The following is a 15,628-nucleotide window of genomic DNA, read 5'->3' on the forward strand; positions in this document are numbered from 1 at the left end:
ATCTCCCCATCTCCCCATCTCCCCTGCTCAAGAGCATGTAACTTTCAATAAAGAATTGTATTTAATTGACAAGAATTGTATTCATTAGACAAGAATTGTATTTATTGAAGAAACCATACTTCCCTGTGTTCATATACTAGTTTTATTCCTATCGTTGGCATATTGCACTAGGAGGTTCCCAAATGGTTCACACTTACGAAGTATTTGTTGATATCAAAGAATTTGCTGACTTAACTAATAACGCTTATCAACACGGTACGACACGGTACGAAATTAACGCAGAATCAATACAGAAAGCTGATGGTATGGCACTGGTTCAGGCTAGAAGCGAGCATCCATTGGGCACTGAATATGATGTTAGGGTAACAAGGCTACTCAAATAAAGCGATCGCTTCGTTTGACCAGTTTTCAAGATAGGGGGCAAGAGGTAACGCGGAAATCGTATTTGAAAATTTCTGCTACTTCAAAATTTAACAATAATTTACTCATACCTCAATAGCCCCCGACAATTAGATAATGTAGTAGCGATCGCGGTGTCAATCAAGTTATAGCAAAGTGCGCTTTAATTGCTGTAATAGCTCTTGTGTAAAACCTATTTAAGAATTACACTGACACGAGTTGATATCAGCGCCTTGAATGACACAGACGGAAAAAAATATCAGTATTAGAGAAGCAAGTTCTCAAGAAGATTCACTAATTGCACAGCATTCTTACCAAATGTGGCAAGATCTTGGCTTTTCTGATGAAGCTATTAATCCTGAATGGCTTGAAATTACCCTTGAGTTTATTGAACAGGCTCGTCAGAATTTATTTTACAAAGCTTTTGTAGCAGAAGTTGATAACATAGTTGTGGGTTCTGTAGGTTGTCAATTGTTTGCAGGTTTATACCCGAATATTTTCAAGGCAGAGTACCGAAAATTCGGATACATTTGGGGTGTTTATGTTGAACCGTTTCATCGCAGACAAGGTATTGCTAAGCATTTGACTAAAACTGCGATCGCTTATTTAAAAGAGATTGGCTGTACGCGCGTAATTCTCAATGCATCTCCATTAGGTAAACCAGTCTACTCCAGTGTTGGTTTCTCAGAAGGCAATGCCATGGAACTGGACGTATAGCAAAGTGCTGAGTGCTGAGTGCTGAGTGCTGAGTGCTGAGTAGGAAGCCTCTTGTTTCAAAGCGATAAATTGCAGTTTGAAGTAATACGATTTCTTCCCCCCTGCACCCCTACTCCCCTGCACTCTGGCGAATGACATCAATAGCCGTCATCAGCCAATCAATATAAGTTTGTTCTCTTCGGATCGCTAAGTCTAATACGAGCCTTTGCATTATCTGTTCACGGGTGGCAAACTGATCGCCAAGCATCGGTAATTCAATATTTTTACATTTAGTCAGCTTTTCGCTACGTGCAGCTAACTGCTGTTCTAGCAATTGAATGATGGCTTCATTTGGTAATTGTGCTGCAAAAAACAGCTGCACCAGTAACGGTTCTCTAGTGGTCGGTAAAGGCTGATGGCATCCAAGCCACCGAATTAATTCGGCTTTTCCGGCTTCAGTCAGATCATAAACTTTGCGGTTGGGGCGATCGCATTGAATTTCAATACTACAAGTAATCCAACCCTGCTCAACGAGTTTGTCCAGTGTTCTGTAAATTTGTGCTTGGTCTGCGGGCCATAAGTGAGCAATGCATTCATCGAAGCAGCTTGTTTTCAGGTCATAACCTGTCATTTTTTCTTGCTGAAGGAAACCTAGAATTGTGTGTGCTAAGGACATAGGCGGTTTTTTTGACAGTAAAGTAGTGGTAACTATAATTTGTGATGTCTCATATATTTTTATGCTAGTATATGATTAATCATATATAGGAGTTATCTAATAAAATGATGTTGACTACGGTGTGCTTCGACAAAGAATATAACTCCCTAATTTTGGGTTGAATAGGCGACCAGTTTTTTGTAAGTACCGCGCTGTATGGCATAGTATCAGCGTCAAGTAGTTGAGATTAATGCAATTATTTACCTACACTTCACATTTCAACAAAGGCAGATTATAGTTCAGGCTGTGCCAAAGGAATACAATGCCTTTATCTATGTACTGAATATGGGGAAGGTCAGGAGATGGAGACAAGTTTGATTGCCCACAATTAGCGATCGCTTGTCTTTGATATGCTGCTTTGAGTCGTAACGTCTTTGACTAACAGAACGTTTGATTTAGGAGGAAGCGGTAAATGCTTTGCTGATCGCTGGTATATCACTTAACAAACCAGTGATTAATACCTGAGTAAAAATTATACAAACCCTTAAAGATGATCATAATAGGAGGATCAGTTCCATTGACTTCTAACACACTTCTACAAAGAATACGCCAACATCAACATTTACGTAATTTACGAAACAAATTTCTACGTCTTCATCAAGTGTTGCTTGAGACAGAGCGTATTGCCTACGAACAGAAACGTGGACGAGTATCGAGCGGAGAACTTCTGCAACTGGTCATTAATGATGAACAATTTGCTTGGCTACATCGCATTTCTGAGCTTGTTGTACAAATTGATGTCATGCTTGCAGCAGATGAACCAATATCCCTAGAGGATGTGGAAAATTTAAATGCCGATGCTCGTGTGTTAATCACACCATCAGAGGCAGGCAATGTGTTTGCGAGAAAATACTATACTGCTCTCCAGTGTGAACCTGACGTTGTTTTGGCACATGCAGAGGTATCAGAACTTCTTGCATCCAAGTAGCCGTTATGAACTGCATACACCAATAATGCACACAGTAGGGGCGTACAGCTGTACGCCCCTACTATTTTTTGGCTAACATTGTAGATTTGTCGTCTACACTCCACAGAGAAACAACCACACTAGGAACACCCGCCGCAATTAGAGAACGAGACAGTCCAATGACTCCATCACCTGTAATTTTTCCCTGTCCTGTTTCACAAGCACTTAACACAACAAGTTCAGCGTTTAATTTCATATCGAAGATTTCACCCGCCGTGAGAAATCCGTTACTATCCTGTTGTTCTGTTTTTGGGGTAGGATCGGGTGCAAGTGCGATCGCTCCTGGTACACCAAAGCCAAAATCATCGAGTAAGCCGTGAGTCACCAAGTGAATTATTCTGACTTTTGTCATCAGTTGTTTGACAGTATTTAAAGTGGTATCTTTAATACTTTGAGCAATTTATAAAGCTTGTTGATAGTAAGGAATTGCTTTGTTGAATTCATACAAATGATCAGAGTAAACATTGCCAATATAATTTAATGTACTCAAGGGTAATGTGAGGTAAACTGCTAAAGAAGCAAAGGTGAGACGTTGCAGACGGTGGGCTATTGGATGATGACGCATAGATAATTTGCAAATTATGATCAAAATTCATTACATATATCTTCCATTCTCAAGGAGATATGTATAAATCTGTAGAAAGTAAGGAAATTTTTCGTTTTTATCCAACTTATCTAAATAATGTAAATGATTTGATATTTTCAGGAAGGTACAATCAATCTAAATTCTCTTGCTGTGGAGGATGATTAATAAAGATTAAATATTTATTATCGAAAATTATTAATTTTTCTAAAAATATTTACATAACCTCTATTTGACGAAAGATATATGGGGTTAAGTGAAACTGCATTCAACCGGAGTCATCAAGATGAAAAGAAGCATTATTGTTAATCAGAGTATACAGCCCTTTGGTAGGGTGCGTTGTCGCGTAGCGCAACGCACCATCACTAATTTTCGGTGCGTTAGAACTAAAGTCCATAACGCACCCTACAATACTAAAGCTGTATTGGAAGATAAAGAAGTAACATCCCCCTCATCTCCCTCATCCCCCTCATCCCCCTGACTCTACCGACTGGATAAAACAAGGATGGATAAAGCATCAAGATATTGGCTATTGATCACCGTTGATAGTTTCGGTAAAATTCGTTGTGATGAACTTAAGGAAAACCGAGACTTTTTCTGGCAACAGTTTCCAGAGTTATCTCAGCAAGAAAATCTGCGTGAGCGAGGAATACAACGCCAGTTAATGCAATGGTATCAATATGATGATATTTTGCGCCAGCTAGCAAAAGGATGTCTGCGTTGTTTTATTTCTCATCAAATTAAAGACACTTGCCAAGGACTAGCAGAAAAGTTTGGTAAAAAACATAATTTTACTAGTGCTGAACTCTTGCCGTTGGTAGTTGATAGTCACCGGATGAGAAACTCTAACCCCCAATCTCTAACTACACGAATTTTACAGACTTTTGACCCAGAACAGAGTAATTTATCGACTTGGACAAACAGGATACTGAAAAGCGATCGCACAGTCAAACAATTCCTACTCGACCACGGCATTGAACAAGTCACTGACTGGATGATTCTTAACTACATGACACCAGGACGCTTAGCGCGTATTTTATCAGATTATCAGCAAACACCAACTGAAATCAACCAAGCAGTTGAACTTCTCGATAATTATCACCAAGTTTATCGCACCCATCTTTTACAAATCCGCAGAACAGGCGCTAAAACTCGATATCCAGAACCAACTTTAGAACAACTGCGTCAAATTGCTGATTTGTGTCAAGATGCAAAGCCTCATATTTGGGCAAAAAGAATCTCACCCGAACAAGTTCGAGAACAACTACAAAATCTTGCCACTTTACTTAGAGAAGAACGCATCCGTAGTAGAAAAGGTTTATCTCGTTTAGAATCTTTGAATCAGAATCAACAAACAATCAACATTTCCCAATCCGAAAATAATGAACAGTCAGACTTTTTAGCAGAATATCAACAAAAAATTGATGAATGTCTGATGAAATCTGCCGTTTTGGTGATTCAAAATCGATTTGACTATTTACAAAGGAAAAAAAATCCTCGTTCTCAGAAAAAGGCATACAACTATATTACAGGACTTTATTTATTTCATTGTCAGGGAGTTTCTATGGCAAACATAGCCACAGAACTAGAATTAACTGACCAACCAGAAGTTAGCCGCTTATTAGAACTGACAAACTTACGTAAAGATATTGGACGAAACACTTTATCTTGTTTAATCAAGTCTATTTTAGAAGTAGCTAAAACCTACGTCACTGCTGAGCAACTAAAAAATTTAGATAACAAAATTCAACCGATTGTAGAGCAAAAAATCCAAACTATAATTGAGCAAGCTAGAAAAGATGCTAGCACTGGAACCCAGCAAGTTAAAAACAACCAGTTGGCGCAAGCTATTTGCCAATGTCTGAAGGATAGAACAGAAATTATTAGAAGGAAGTAATTTTATGTATTCGCTTAGTGATGCTACAGATGATTTCTTTGAAATCAATCAAACTGTAGAGATAATTAATCTAGAACCGGAGTATTTTACACAAGCGCTAGAAACGAGTCAAAATTATCCCGTTCAATCTAAACAGTGGCAGATTTACTTACAAACTTTAGCATTTTTAGCTGTTAATGAATGGTTAGAAAAACGCGAACCTACTTTTTCCATCAATCAAGCTGAATTTTTAGCTTGGCAATCTCAATATACTTATGTGAATGACACTGCATTCAACGTATCTATCGGAAATTTTAAAGTTTGTATCATTCCTGTCATTAGCATCAGTCAGGAAGAAGTAACTGTATGCGAAGAAGTAGTTGTACCGAGAGCAATGATAGATTTACCAGAGTTTAATAGTCATTTATATATAGTTATTGGTATTGAAGAAGAAATAGAAATAGCCACTATTAAAGGATTTTTACGGTACGACGAACTCGTGGAGTATAAACCAGAATTGCAGCCAGAAATAGATTGGAATTATCACTTACCTTTGACTTGGTTTCATGATGATTGTAATGAATTATTACTCTATTTGCAATGTCTACCAGCAACAGCAATTACTTTACCAGAAATACCGAGCGATCGCCAGAATATTTTAGCCACAATTCAGTCAGAACTACTAAACTTATTACCCCAATTACATCATTGTCCTTTGTGGCAAGTTTTAAATTGGCAACAAGGAGTAGCATTACTCACAACACCAGATTTACTTAATTGGCTTTATCAGTCTCTGCAAGAAAATACAGCAACTTCAACTAAACATTTATCAGACTTACTGCAAATTTTGACACAGCAAGCAGTAAATGTTAGGACTTGGTTAAACAATCAAATAGATGAAGTTATCCAAGGATTAACCTGGCAAGTATTAGCGCCACCATCTCCATTATTAGCGACAACACAAACCCCTGAACAGGAATTAGATAACATCCTCACAAACATTCAAAGCGCCTATGAAATTAATATTCCAGAAATTGCAGGTCGTGCATACAGAGATATAGTCCTAGAAAATAGATTACGACTGTATGCAGTCACTTGGCAACTACCCCAAGAAAACCAAAGTTGGAACTTATTATTAATATTAAAACCTGTTTTTAGTAATCAACCAACCTCTACATTCACATTAAGAGTCAGTGACCAAACCAGCATTTTAGCCGAAGAAGAACTCCAACCATCACAGCACCAAGAATATATATTCACCCTCATAGAAGGCAATTACCAAGATAAATTCTTAGTCAAAATCATATCATCCAACGGACAAACACAAACATTACCCCCCTTAGAATTTTCCCTCAAATAACATCGCATTCTCTCCGCGCCTCCGCGAACGCCACTTGCTTCAAGTCGGGAAACCCTTTCGGCAGTCCCCCATCTCGGCAGAAGCCAAGACGGGGGCTGCCTCACCAACGCAGTGGCTCCTCTGCGTGAAAATCAAACCCACCTCAACAATGAAACGAACAACCTTTCATCTCCATGTAACACGAATAAAAACAGTCTGCCAATTTGAACTACAAACTCAAGGACAGAAAATTACCGAACAAATTGATTATCCTCCATCCTTAACTAAAAGTTATGAAGATTGGCAGAAAGCCTATTTAAATTACTATAGACACCTACGAGGAAAAAAACCCCTCAATCATCTGCAAAGACAACAATTAACTGATGCACATCTGCGAGGCTGGAAAGCCATCAATAAAAACTTTCGAGGAAAAAAACTTATTAGTGGAGGAGGAAACACTCCTGTTGACTACAACAGACAACTGAGAGATACCGAAACTCAATTGTTACATGAATTTCATCGTTGGTTGCTAAGTCCTGACTTAGTGAATATTCGTTCTGAAATCGCCAACGCTGCGAGAAAACTGTCAAATGAAAATCAGTCCGTTGAAGTCTTCTTAACTTGTACCCCCATAGAACTAGCAAGATTACCTTGGGAAACTTGGCAAATTGGCGCAGATTTAGGCATACCAGAAAAAATACAAATTTATCGTACTCCAGCTACAATTCGTAATCAACCCGTGCGTTCTGTGCATCGGAAAATCAGAATTTTAGCCATCATTGGATATGATACACACTTAAATTTTGAAACCGACAAACAAGAAGTTGAATCACTCAAACCAATTGCAGAGGTAAAATTTGTTGGTTGGAATACGGAAGCAACAAAAGTTTTGCATCAGGTTAATGCAATAGAATTGAAGACTCAGATATTCCATGCAATTAATGATCAACGTGGCTGGGATGTATTGTTTTTTGCCGGACACAGTAATGAAACTATCCTAACTGGTGGAGAATTAGGTATTGCACCAAATGTTTCTCTAGCAATTCAAGATATTGAAGAGGCGCTAAAAAAAGCTCAACAACGGGGACTTAAGTTTGCGATTTTTAACTCTTGTAGTGGCATAAATATAGCCGAATCATTAATTAACTTGGGTTTAAGTCAAGTAATAGTGATGCGGGAACCAATTCACAATCAAGTAGCCAGAAAATTTTTAATGCAGTTTCTTCATAGTTTAGCCGAATACAAAGATGTTCATGAAGCTTTGTTAGACGCTTGTCAATATCTCAAGCAACAAGTAACTCGTTTTTCCTTTCCTTCAGCTTACCTAATTCCCTCACTCTATCGCCATCCAGATGCCGAATTATTTCGGATTAAACCCTTTGGTTTGTGGAATTTAATTAAAAGATGGTTACCAACTATTCAAGAAATCAAGTGGCTATCAGTATTACTGTTTATCAGTTTATTGCCTCCATTACAAGATTTATTATTAGAACCAAGAATCTTACTTCAAGCCGTCTATCGCCAACTTTCATTTCAAGTTCCTCAAAAAGTTGACGCTCCCATAGTATTATTACAGATTGATAATAAGTCTTTAAAGCAAGATAAGATTGAACAACGTTACCCATTAGATTACAGTTATTTAGCAAGGATAATTGACAAACTGTCTGAATCCAATGCTCAGCTAATTGGTATTGATTATATTTTAAACGAAACTGATATACAGCCAAAAAATACCCAAAAGCTGAGTCAAACCATCCGCAATGCTGTTAAGAAAAAAACTTGGTTTGTCTTTGCTTATGACAATGATCCAGACTTCAAAGAAGATAAAGCTAGTGAGCAAATTGCTAGTGCTAAATGGCGTATAGATGGTGATATTAAATTTTTACCTGGATATGTTGAACTTTTACCCAATAACTCCAATGTATTACCTTTTGCTTATATTATATATTTAAGTTATTTATTAAAACAAAGCAAATTAAATAACATACCACAACCTAATTTACAAAATTCAAAAGTTTTTCAAAACTCAATATTTGAAGATCTAAATAATCACAATTCTACATTTTTGCAGCGCGATCGCCTGTTACCAATCACCCTATCTTCCCAAAAGTTTTTCCAAGAATGGTTCCATCCAATTATTGACTTTTCTATTCCCCCTGACCGAGTATATAACAAAATCTCAGCCTGTGAATTACTCAATTCTTGTCCTACGAGCAAGATGAATCTTCTCAAAAATCTAGATCAACAAATTGTCATCCTTGCACCTGGTGGATACAGAGAAGCCGGAGTCACAAAACAGGGTGAAGATAATCAAAGCAAACCTTTAGCGATCGCTTTCTGGAACGGCTGGGGAAATGGTAAATTTACTGGTGGTGAAGCTCATGCATACATGGTTCACCACCTACTAAAACAGCGGTTAGTGGTATCTGTTCCAGATTTCTTAATGATTTTATTGGCTGCTGTGGTCGCAAAAAGTATTACAGTGATAATACAGTTAAATGCTAGTTCCCGCAAACGTCTGGTTATCAGTGTCTGGGTTGGAGTGGGTATTTATGTAATTATTTCGTTACAAATTTATACCTCAGCAGCAATTTTATTGCCCTGGTTTTTACCAACAGTAACTTTCTGGAATTATATTCGCTCAGCTTTAAGGAGAAATAGTAGTGGGTAAACTGAACTTATCAAAGTTAACTTTGGGAATAAACATATTAATAATTACTATTTTAACAATACTGCCAACCCAAGCCACAATTAAACCTCAAATTCAAAAGTTATTAACAACAGAAATAAACCATAATTATTTAGCTTTTAACTGGGGTAATATTTTCCAAACATTGCGCCGTAAAAAGGTTCCAGGGGGAGGTAAACCAGGAGATTCAGTTTGTACAATTGCACCCCAGAGACTTGTAGAGCCTCATTTACAAAGCAAGCACACTCCAGGGGAAATATTGGAAATTTGGAGTGTGAATCCTGTATTTATTTGGTATAGTAAACGCTCAAATATTAAGCAAATTGAACTTTTGCAAGCTCAAAGCAAAGAAGTTTTATGGAGCCAGAAAATTAAACCAGGACAGACTAGTATTATCTATAATGGCAAACCACTGCAACCTGGCGAGACATACTTATGGAAGTTATATGTTCCTTTTGCTGTAGAACAAACACCCAAGTTTAAAATATTGGAATTGGCAGAACGGAATAAAATAACAAATGAATTGCAGCAATTAGAAGCACAAATAAAGAGCCAAGGAGCCAATGCAGAAAGCATAACACTGAAGAGAGCAAACTACTTTGCAGAAAAAGGAATGTGGACGGATGCATTGCAAGAAATCTATGCAGTGCCAAATCCATCATTGGAATTAAAGCAGATTAAACAGCAAATTCCCTCTGCTGAATATTGTCAAGAATTAGACGCAGCGAAAAAGGTTGTTGTGGCTAATTGACGATATTTTTACATAACCTCCCTTGTGTGGGAGATATATATAAGCAGATTTGTCTTCGCTACTCAGTTATAGCTATGCACTATGGAAGGATTAGTTTAGTTAGTTTAGTTGGTTTAGTTGCTATTGTTTCAGCATCTGCTTGTAATTTTTATCTGCCATTTCAGCAAGAACGGGTGTTAGCACAAACCACATCTGGACGCAAAACACAAGCAGACAGACTTTTGCAGCTAGGTATTCAGCAACTTGATGCCAGACAATTTCAAGGTGCATTAGTATATTTCCAACAAGCACTAATTATTTATCAAGAAATAAAAGACCGTAAAGGTGAAGCTTGGACACTAGGATTCTTAGGATCTGTGTACTCTGATTTAGAAAATTATGCTAGTGCAGTTGCTTATTATAAGCAATCCTTAGTAATTGCACGGGAAATTAATGACTCTATTTTAGAAGGTTTATCACAAAAATATCTGGCTATAGCAGAGGCACAAATTGAAAAGAATCCTCAAAAAGCAAAAGCAGATCAACTTTTACAGCAAGGTAATGAACAAGTTAACACCAGCCAATTTGAGGCTGCATTACAATCTTTCCAAAAAGCACTAATAATTTTTCAAAATATTAAAGACCGTAAAGGAGAACTGTATGTATTAGGTAATATCGGTAATGTTTATCATTCTCTTAGTAATTATCCGAAAGCTATTGAGTATCACCAGCGGAGTTTAGCAATTGCTAGGGAGATTAAAAACCAACAAAGTGAAGGTTATGCGTTAAGTAATCTTGGAATTGCTTACCATTCTCAAGGGAATTACCTCAAAGCTATTGATTACTATGAAAAATTGTTAGTAATTGCTAGACAAATTAAAGATCGTAAAGGTGAGAGTGCAGCATTGAATAATCTCGGAATTGCTTACAGTGATTTAGGCAATTACCTGAAAGCAATTGATTACTATAAACAAAGTTTACAAATTGCCGAAGAGATTCAAGAATTAAAACTTGGAGGAGGATTATTAGTAAATCTCGGTCTTGCTTACTATTATCTAGGAAACTACCCACAAGCACTTGAATACTATCAGCAAGCACTTATAATTGCTAGGGAAATAAAAGACCGCGAGCAAGAGGCTGTCGCACTAGGTAATCTTGGTTTAGTGTACGATTCTCTGGGAGACTATCCGAAAGCTATTGATTATCACCAACAGCGTTTAGTAATTTCCAGGAATATCAAAGACCGTTACGCTGAGGGACAAACGCTAGACAATATTGGTATTGTTTATCGTAATTTAGGAAACTACCTAAAAGCTATTGAATATTATCAGCAAGCATTAACTATTGCAAAAGAAATTGGAGATCGTCAAGGTGAGGCATCAGCTTTAGGTAATCTTGGTAATGCTTATCTACTTTTAGGAAACTACCCAAAAGGAATCGATTATCAAGAAAAGAGATTAGTAATTGCTAGGGAAATTAAAGATCGTCAAAGTGAAGCTAACGGGTTAGGTAGTCTGGGATCTGCTTACTTTTATATGGGGGACTACCAAAAATCTCTTGATTACTCTGAAAAATTCTTAGCAATTACAAGAGAAATAAAAGACCGTGAAGGTGAGAGTCAAGCATTAAATAATCTAGGCGCATTTTATTATAAGTCTGGTAATCTGATTGTTGCAGAAAAATACTTATCTGCAAGTGTTACAGTTCTGGAATCATTACGAGACAAAAAATTAGATGATACGCATAAGATATCAATTTTCGAGACTCAAAAAAATACATACGAAACTTTACAAAAAGTTCTAATTGCCCAAAATAAAACTGCGGCAGCCTTAGAAATTGCTGAACGCAGTCGTGCTAGGGCGTTTGTAGAATTGTTCTTATCTCATTTATCCTCTACTGCAATAGAGAAAAATATATATGATCAAGCACCACAAATTAGCCAAATCAAACAAATTGCTAAAACTCAGAATACCACTATAGTTCAATATTCAATTATCTCCGATGCATTTGAAGTTACAGATCAACAAAAAACTAAGGAATCAGAACTATATATCTGGGTAATCAAACCCACAGGTGAAGTTACCTTCCGTAAAGCAGACATGAAACCCCTGTGGCAAAAACAAAATACCTCTCTCAAAGAGTTAATTACCACCACTCGCACATCTCTGGGAATTGACGATAAAAGCCGTAGTTTGTTTGACGTAAAAATTGTCAATCCCCAAGATGAAAAAGTACAAAAACAAAGCTTACAAACACTCCATAAACTTCTGATTCAACCCATTGCTGACCTTTTACCCACCGACCCAAATCAACGTGTTGTTTTCGTCCCTCAAGGTGATTTGTTCCTCGTTCCCTTTCCTGCATTGTTAGATGAAAAAGACAAATATTTAATTGAAAAGCATACTATCCTGACTTCCCCATCAATTCAAGTATTAGAATTAACTCGTCAGCAACGAAATAAAGTTAAGCAATCTTCTGTATCTGAAGCTTTAGTGGTGGGTAATCCCACTATGCCCAACTTTGCAGCCAAAATAGACGAAAAACCGCAAAAATTAGCAACTCTACCAGGTGCAAAACGGGAAGCAGAAGCGATCGCACCCATTCTAAACACCAAAGCATTAACAGGTGACGCAGCCACCGAAACCGCCATCAAAGCCAAACTTCCCCAAGCCAAAATCATTCATTTAGCCACCCACGGCTTATTCGATGACTTCCAAGGCTTGCAAAGTGCGATCGCACTCGCACCTAGTAAGCAAGATGATGGTTTACTCACCGCCGAAGAAATTCTTGATCTGAAACTGAATGCAGATTTAGTTGTCCTCAGTGCTTGTAACACAGGTAGAGGTCGCATTACTGGTGATGGCGTAATTGGCTTATCACGTTCATTATTTATCGCCGGAACTCCCAGCGTCATTGTTTCCTTATGGTCTGTTCCCGATTCACCCACCGCCGAATTGATGACAGAATTTTATACAAATCTCAATCAAAATAAACTCGACAAAGCCCAAGCCTTACGCCAAGCCATGCTCAAAATCAAACAACAATATCCCAATAAACCCCTAAATTGGGCAGCCTTCACACTCATTGGTGAAGCTGAATAATCAGGTAATTAGGTAAGTCAAGTAACTGTTGACTAATGACCAACAAATTTTAAAAACAATGCAATTAAAAAAAATTTTTATTCTAGCGATCGCTACTTTCATTACTACTTTTTTACACTCACCAATCAGCTTCAAAGCGCTGACTCCAGTAGAACCAGTACTGGCGCAAACTACTGCTGACCGCAAAGCAGAAGCAGATAGGCTTTATCAGCAAGGTGATCAGCAAATTCAGATTGGTCAATATAAAGCTGCACTAGAATTTTTTCAACAAGCACTGGTTATCTATCAGCAAATTGGCGATCGCAATGGCGAAGCCTTGAGTCTCAACTACATTGCCATAGTTGAACGCGCACGAGGCGACTATATTCAAGCGCTAAAATTTTACAACCAAGCTTTAAATATTTTCCGAGAACTAGGCGATCGCTTGAATGAAGGAACTGCTCTTAATAATATTGGAAAAGTTTATGAAGGTTTGGGACAATATCCTCAAGCGCTAGAGTTTTATCAACAGGCTTTAGCTATTCGCAGACAAGTTGGTGATAAGTCTGGCGAAGGTTTTACCCTCGGCGACCTTGGATCTATTAATACGAATTTAGGACAGTATCCCCAAGCGCTAAATTTCTTTCAGCAATCTTTAGATATTTTTAGACAAATTGGCGACCAGAGACAAGAAGCATTAACCCTCAATAGCATTGGCACTTATTACCGGACTATAGATCAATATCCTAAAGCTCTAGAATATTATCAACAAGCCTTTGTTATTTTTAAAAAACTTGGAATTCGTCGCGGTGAAGGAACTTCTCTTAACAACATTGGAGATTTTCGGCGTAATCAAGGTGAATTTTCCCAAGCGCAAGAGTTATTTCAGCAAGCCCTAGCTATTTTTAAAGAAGTAGGCGATCGCACCGGTGAAGGGGTTGCCCTCAGCAACATTGGTAGAGTTTACAATCATCAGGGTCAGTATCCTCAAGCGCTGAAATTCTTTGGAGAAGCTTTAGCTATTTTTAGAGAAGTTGGCGACAAAGTGGGTGAAGCACGAACTCTTAGATATATCGGTAGTACGTTTTATCAATCTGGTAAGTTTGTGGAAGCAGAAAAAACTCTCCGAGATGGAATAGAACTTTTAGAATCTCTACGACCAAGGTTAAGTGATGCTAATAAAATCTCAATTTTTGAAACACAAACTGCCACTTATCAATTGCTACAAAAAGTTTTGATTGCCCAAAATAAAAGTAATGAGGCATTAGAAATATCCGAACGCGGTCGCGCTAGGGCATTTGTGCAATTACTTCAATCTCGATTATCACCTAGTTTACAAAGTGATGAAAACATCCCAATAGTAAAAACTGAGGAAATTCAAAAAAATGCCAAAACACAAAATTCTACCTTGATTCAATATTCAATAATTTCTGATGGTTTCCAAGTGGCAGGTCAACAAAAAACTCAAGAATCAGAACTCTATATTTGGGTAATCAAGCCCACAGGTGAAGTTACCTTCCGTAAAGTTGACCTGAAACCGTTGTGGCAAAAACACAATACCTCTCTCAAAGACTTAATTACCACTACTCGCGCATCTATGGGAATTGATGATAAAAGCCGTAGCATGTTTGACGTAAAAATTGTCAATCCCCAAGATGAAAAAGTACAAAAACAAAGCTTACAAACACTCCATAAACTTCTGATTCAACCCATTGCTGACCTTTTACCCACCGACCCAAATCAACGTGTTGTTTTCGTCCCTCAAGGTGATTTGTTCCTCGTTCCCTTTCCTGCATTGTTAGATGAAAAAGACAAATATTTAATTGAAAAGCATACTATCCTGACTTCCCCATCAATTCAAGTATTAGAATTAACTCGTCAGCAACGAAATAAAGTTAAGCAATCTTCTGTATCTGAAGCTTTAGTGGTGGGTAATCCCACTATGCCCAACTTTGCAGCCAAAATAGACGAAAAACCGCAAAAATTAGCAACTCTACCAGGTGCAAAACGGGAAGCAGAAGCGATCGCACCCATTCTAAACACCAAAGCATTAACAGGTGACGCAGCCACCGAAACCGCCATCAAAGCCAAACTTCCCCAAGCCAAAATCATTCATTTAGCCACCCACGGCTTATTCGATGACTTCCAAGGCTTGCAAAGTGCGATCGCACTCGCACCTAGTAAGCAAGATGATGGTTTACTCACCGCCGAAGAAATTCTTGATCTGAAACTGAATGCAGATTTAGTTGTCCTCAGTGCTTGTAACACAGGTAGAGGTCGCATTACTGGTGATGGCGTAATTGGCTTATCACGTTCATTATTTATCGCCGGAACTCCCAGCGTCATTGTTTCCTTATGGTCTGTTCCCGATTCACCCACCGCCGAATTGATGACAGAATTTTATACAAATCTCAACCAAAATAAACTCAATAAAGCCCAAGCTTTACGCCAAGCTATGCTCAAAATCAAACAACAATATCCCAATAAACCCCTAAATTGGGCAGCCTTCACACTCATTGGCGAAGCTGAATAAGCAGGAAGACAGACACCAAAT

13 protein-coding genes are annotated in these 15,628 nt (G+C 37.9%); 10 read left to right on the forward strand and 3 right to left on the reverse strand.

The window, feature by feature from the left end; translation table 11 throughout:
• Positions 1 to 182: 182 nt before the first annotated feature.
• A complete protein-coding gene (locus I8748_RS11505) occupies positions 183 to 383 on the forward strand; it encodes a hypothetical protein (RefSeq protein WP_198124712.1) in 201 nt (66 codons plus the stop codon).
• 253 nt (positions 384 to 636) lie between these two features.
• Positions 637 to 1,116, forward strand: a complete 480-nt coding sequence (locus I8748_RS11510) for a GNAT family N-acetyltransferase (RefSeq protein WP_198124713.1) — start codon at positions 637 to 639, stop codon at positions 1,114 to 1,116.
• A gap of 109 nt (positions 1,117 to 1,225) precedes the next feature.
• Here the strand turns inward: I8748_RS11510 and I8748_RS11515 are convergent, their stop codons facing one another.
• Complete coding sequence (locus I8748_RS11515; protein ID WP_198124714.1) at positions 1,226 to 1,771, reverse strand: PadR family transcriptional regulator; 546 nt, start codon at positions 1,769 to 1,771, stop codon at positions 1,226 to 1,228.
• Between the two features lie 556 nt (positions 1,772 to 2,327).
• On the opposite strand from I8748_RS11515, the gene I8748_RS11520 reads away from it, so the two are divergent.
• Positions 2,328 to 2,738 carry a hypothetical protein gene (locus tag I8748_RS11520; RefSeq protein ID WP_225896383.1) on the forward strand — a complete coding sequence of 137 codons (411 nt, stop codon included), beginning with the start codon at positions 2,328 to 2,330 and terminating at the stop codon, positions 2,736 to 2,738.
• A gap of 61 nt (positions 2,739 to 2,799) precedes the next feature.
• Here I8748_RS11520 and I8748_RS11525 read toward each other — a convergent pair whose 3' ends face one another.
• Both I8748_RS11525 and I8748_RS11530 read right to left on the reverse strand, forming a co-directional pair.
• Positions 2,800 to 3,177, reverse strand: a complete 378-nt coding sequence (locus tag I8748_RS11525) for a CHAT domain-containing protein (protein WP_404800301.1) — start codon at positions 3,175 to 3,177, stop codon at positions 2,800 to 2,802.
• On the reverse strand, positions 3,178 to 3,342 hold the full coding sequence (locus I8748_RS11530; protein ID WP_198124716.1) for a hypothetical protein: 165 nt from the start codon (positions 3,340 to 3,342) through the stop codon (positions 3,178 to 3,180).
• Between the two features lie 304 nt (positions 3,343 to 3,646).
• Here I8748_RS11530 and I8748_RS11535 point away from each other — a divergent pair, with 304 nt between their 5' ends.
• The 7 genes from I8748_RS11535 (at position 3,647) to I8748_RS11565 (ending at position 15,607) form a co-directional block, all read left to right on the forward strand.
• Complete coding sequence (locus I8748_RS11535; RefSeq protein ID WP_198124717.1) at positions 3,647 to 3,841, forward strand: hypothetical protein; 195 nt, start codon at positions 3,647 to 3,649, stop codon at positions 3,839 to 3,841.
• 24 nt (positions 3,842 to 3,865) lie between these two features.
• Entirely contained in the window at positions 3,866 to 5,257 is a 1,392-nt protein-coding gene (locus tag I8748_RS11540; RefSeq protein ID WP_198124718.1) for a hypothetical protein, read from the forward strand.
• A gap of 4 nt (positions 5,258 to 5,261) precedes the next feature.
• On the forward strand, positions 5,262 to 6,596 hold the full coding sequence (locus I8748_RS11545; RefSeq protein WP_198124719.1) for a DUF1822 family protein: 1,335 nt from the start codon (positions 5,262 to 5,264) through the stop codon (positions 6,594 to 6,596).
• A 148-nt stretch (positions 6,597 to 6,744) separates the two neighbouring features.
• Positions 6,745 to 9,246 carry a CHASE2 domain-containing protein gene (locus I8748_RS11550; RefSeq protein WP_198124720.1) on the forward strand — a complete coding sequence of 834 codons (2,502 nt, stop codon included), beginning with the start codon at positions 6,745 to 6,747 and terminating at the stop codon, positions 9,244 to 9,246.
• Positions 9,239 to 10,015 carry a DUF928 domain-containing protein gene (locus tag I8748_RS11555; RefSeq protein WP_198124721.1) on the forward strand — a complete coding sequence of 259 codons (777 nt, stop codon included), beginning with the start codon at positions 9,239 to 9,241 and terminating at the stop codon, positions 10,013 to 10,015. The genes I8748_RS11550 and I8748_RS11555 overlap by 8 nt, the downstream gene beginning before the upstream one ends.
• 74 nt (positions 10,016 to 10,089) lie before the next feature.
• Positions 10,090 to 13,095 (forward strand): CHAT domain-containing tetratricopeptide repeat protein, encoded by a 3,006-nt coding sequence (locus I8748_RS11560; protein WP_198124722.1) that lies wholly within the window; start codon positions 10,090 to 10,092, stop codon positions 13,093 to 13,095.
• A 58-nt stretch (positions 13,096 to 13,153) separates the two neighbouring features.
• Complete coding sequence (locus I8748_RS11565) at positions 13,154 to 15,607, forward strand: CHAT domain-containing protein (RefSeq protein ID WP_198124723.1); 2,454 nt, start codon at positions 13,154 to 13,156, stop codon at positions 15,605 to 15,607.
• Positions 15,608 to 15,628: the final 21 nt, after the last annotated feature.

This window comes from Amazonocrinis nigriterrae CENA67 (genome assembly GCF_016056305.1).
Lineage (GTDB): Bacteria > Cyanobacteriota > Cyanobacteriia > Cyanobacteriales > Nostocaceae > Amazonocrinis > Amazonocrinis nigriterrae.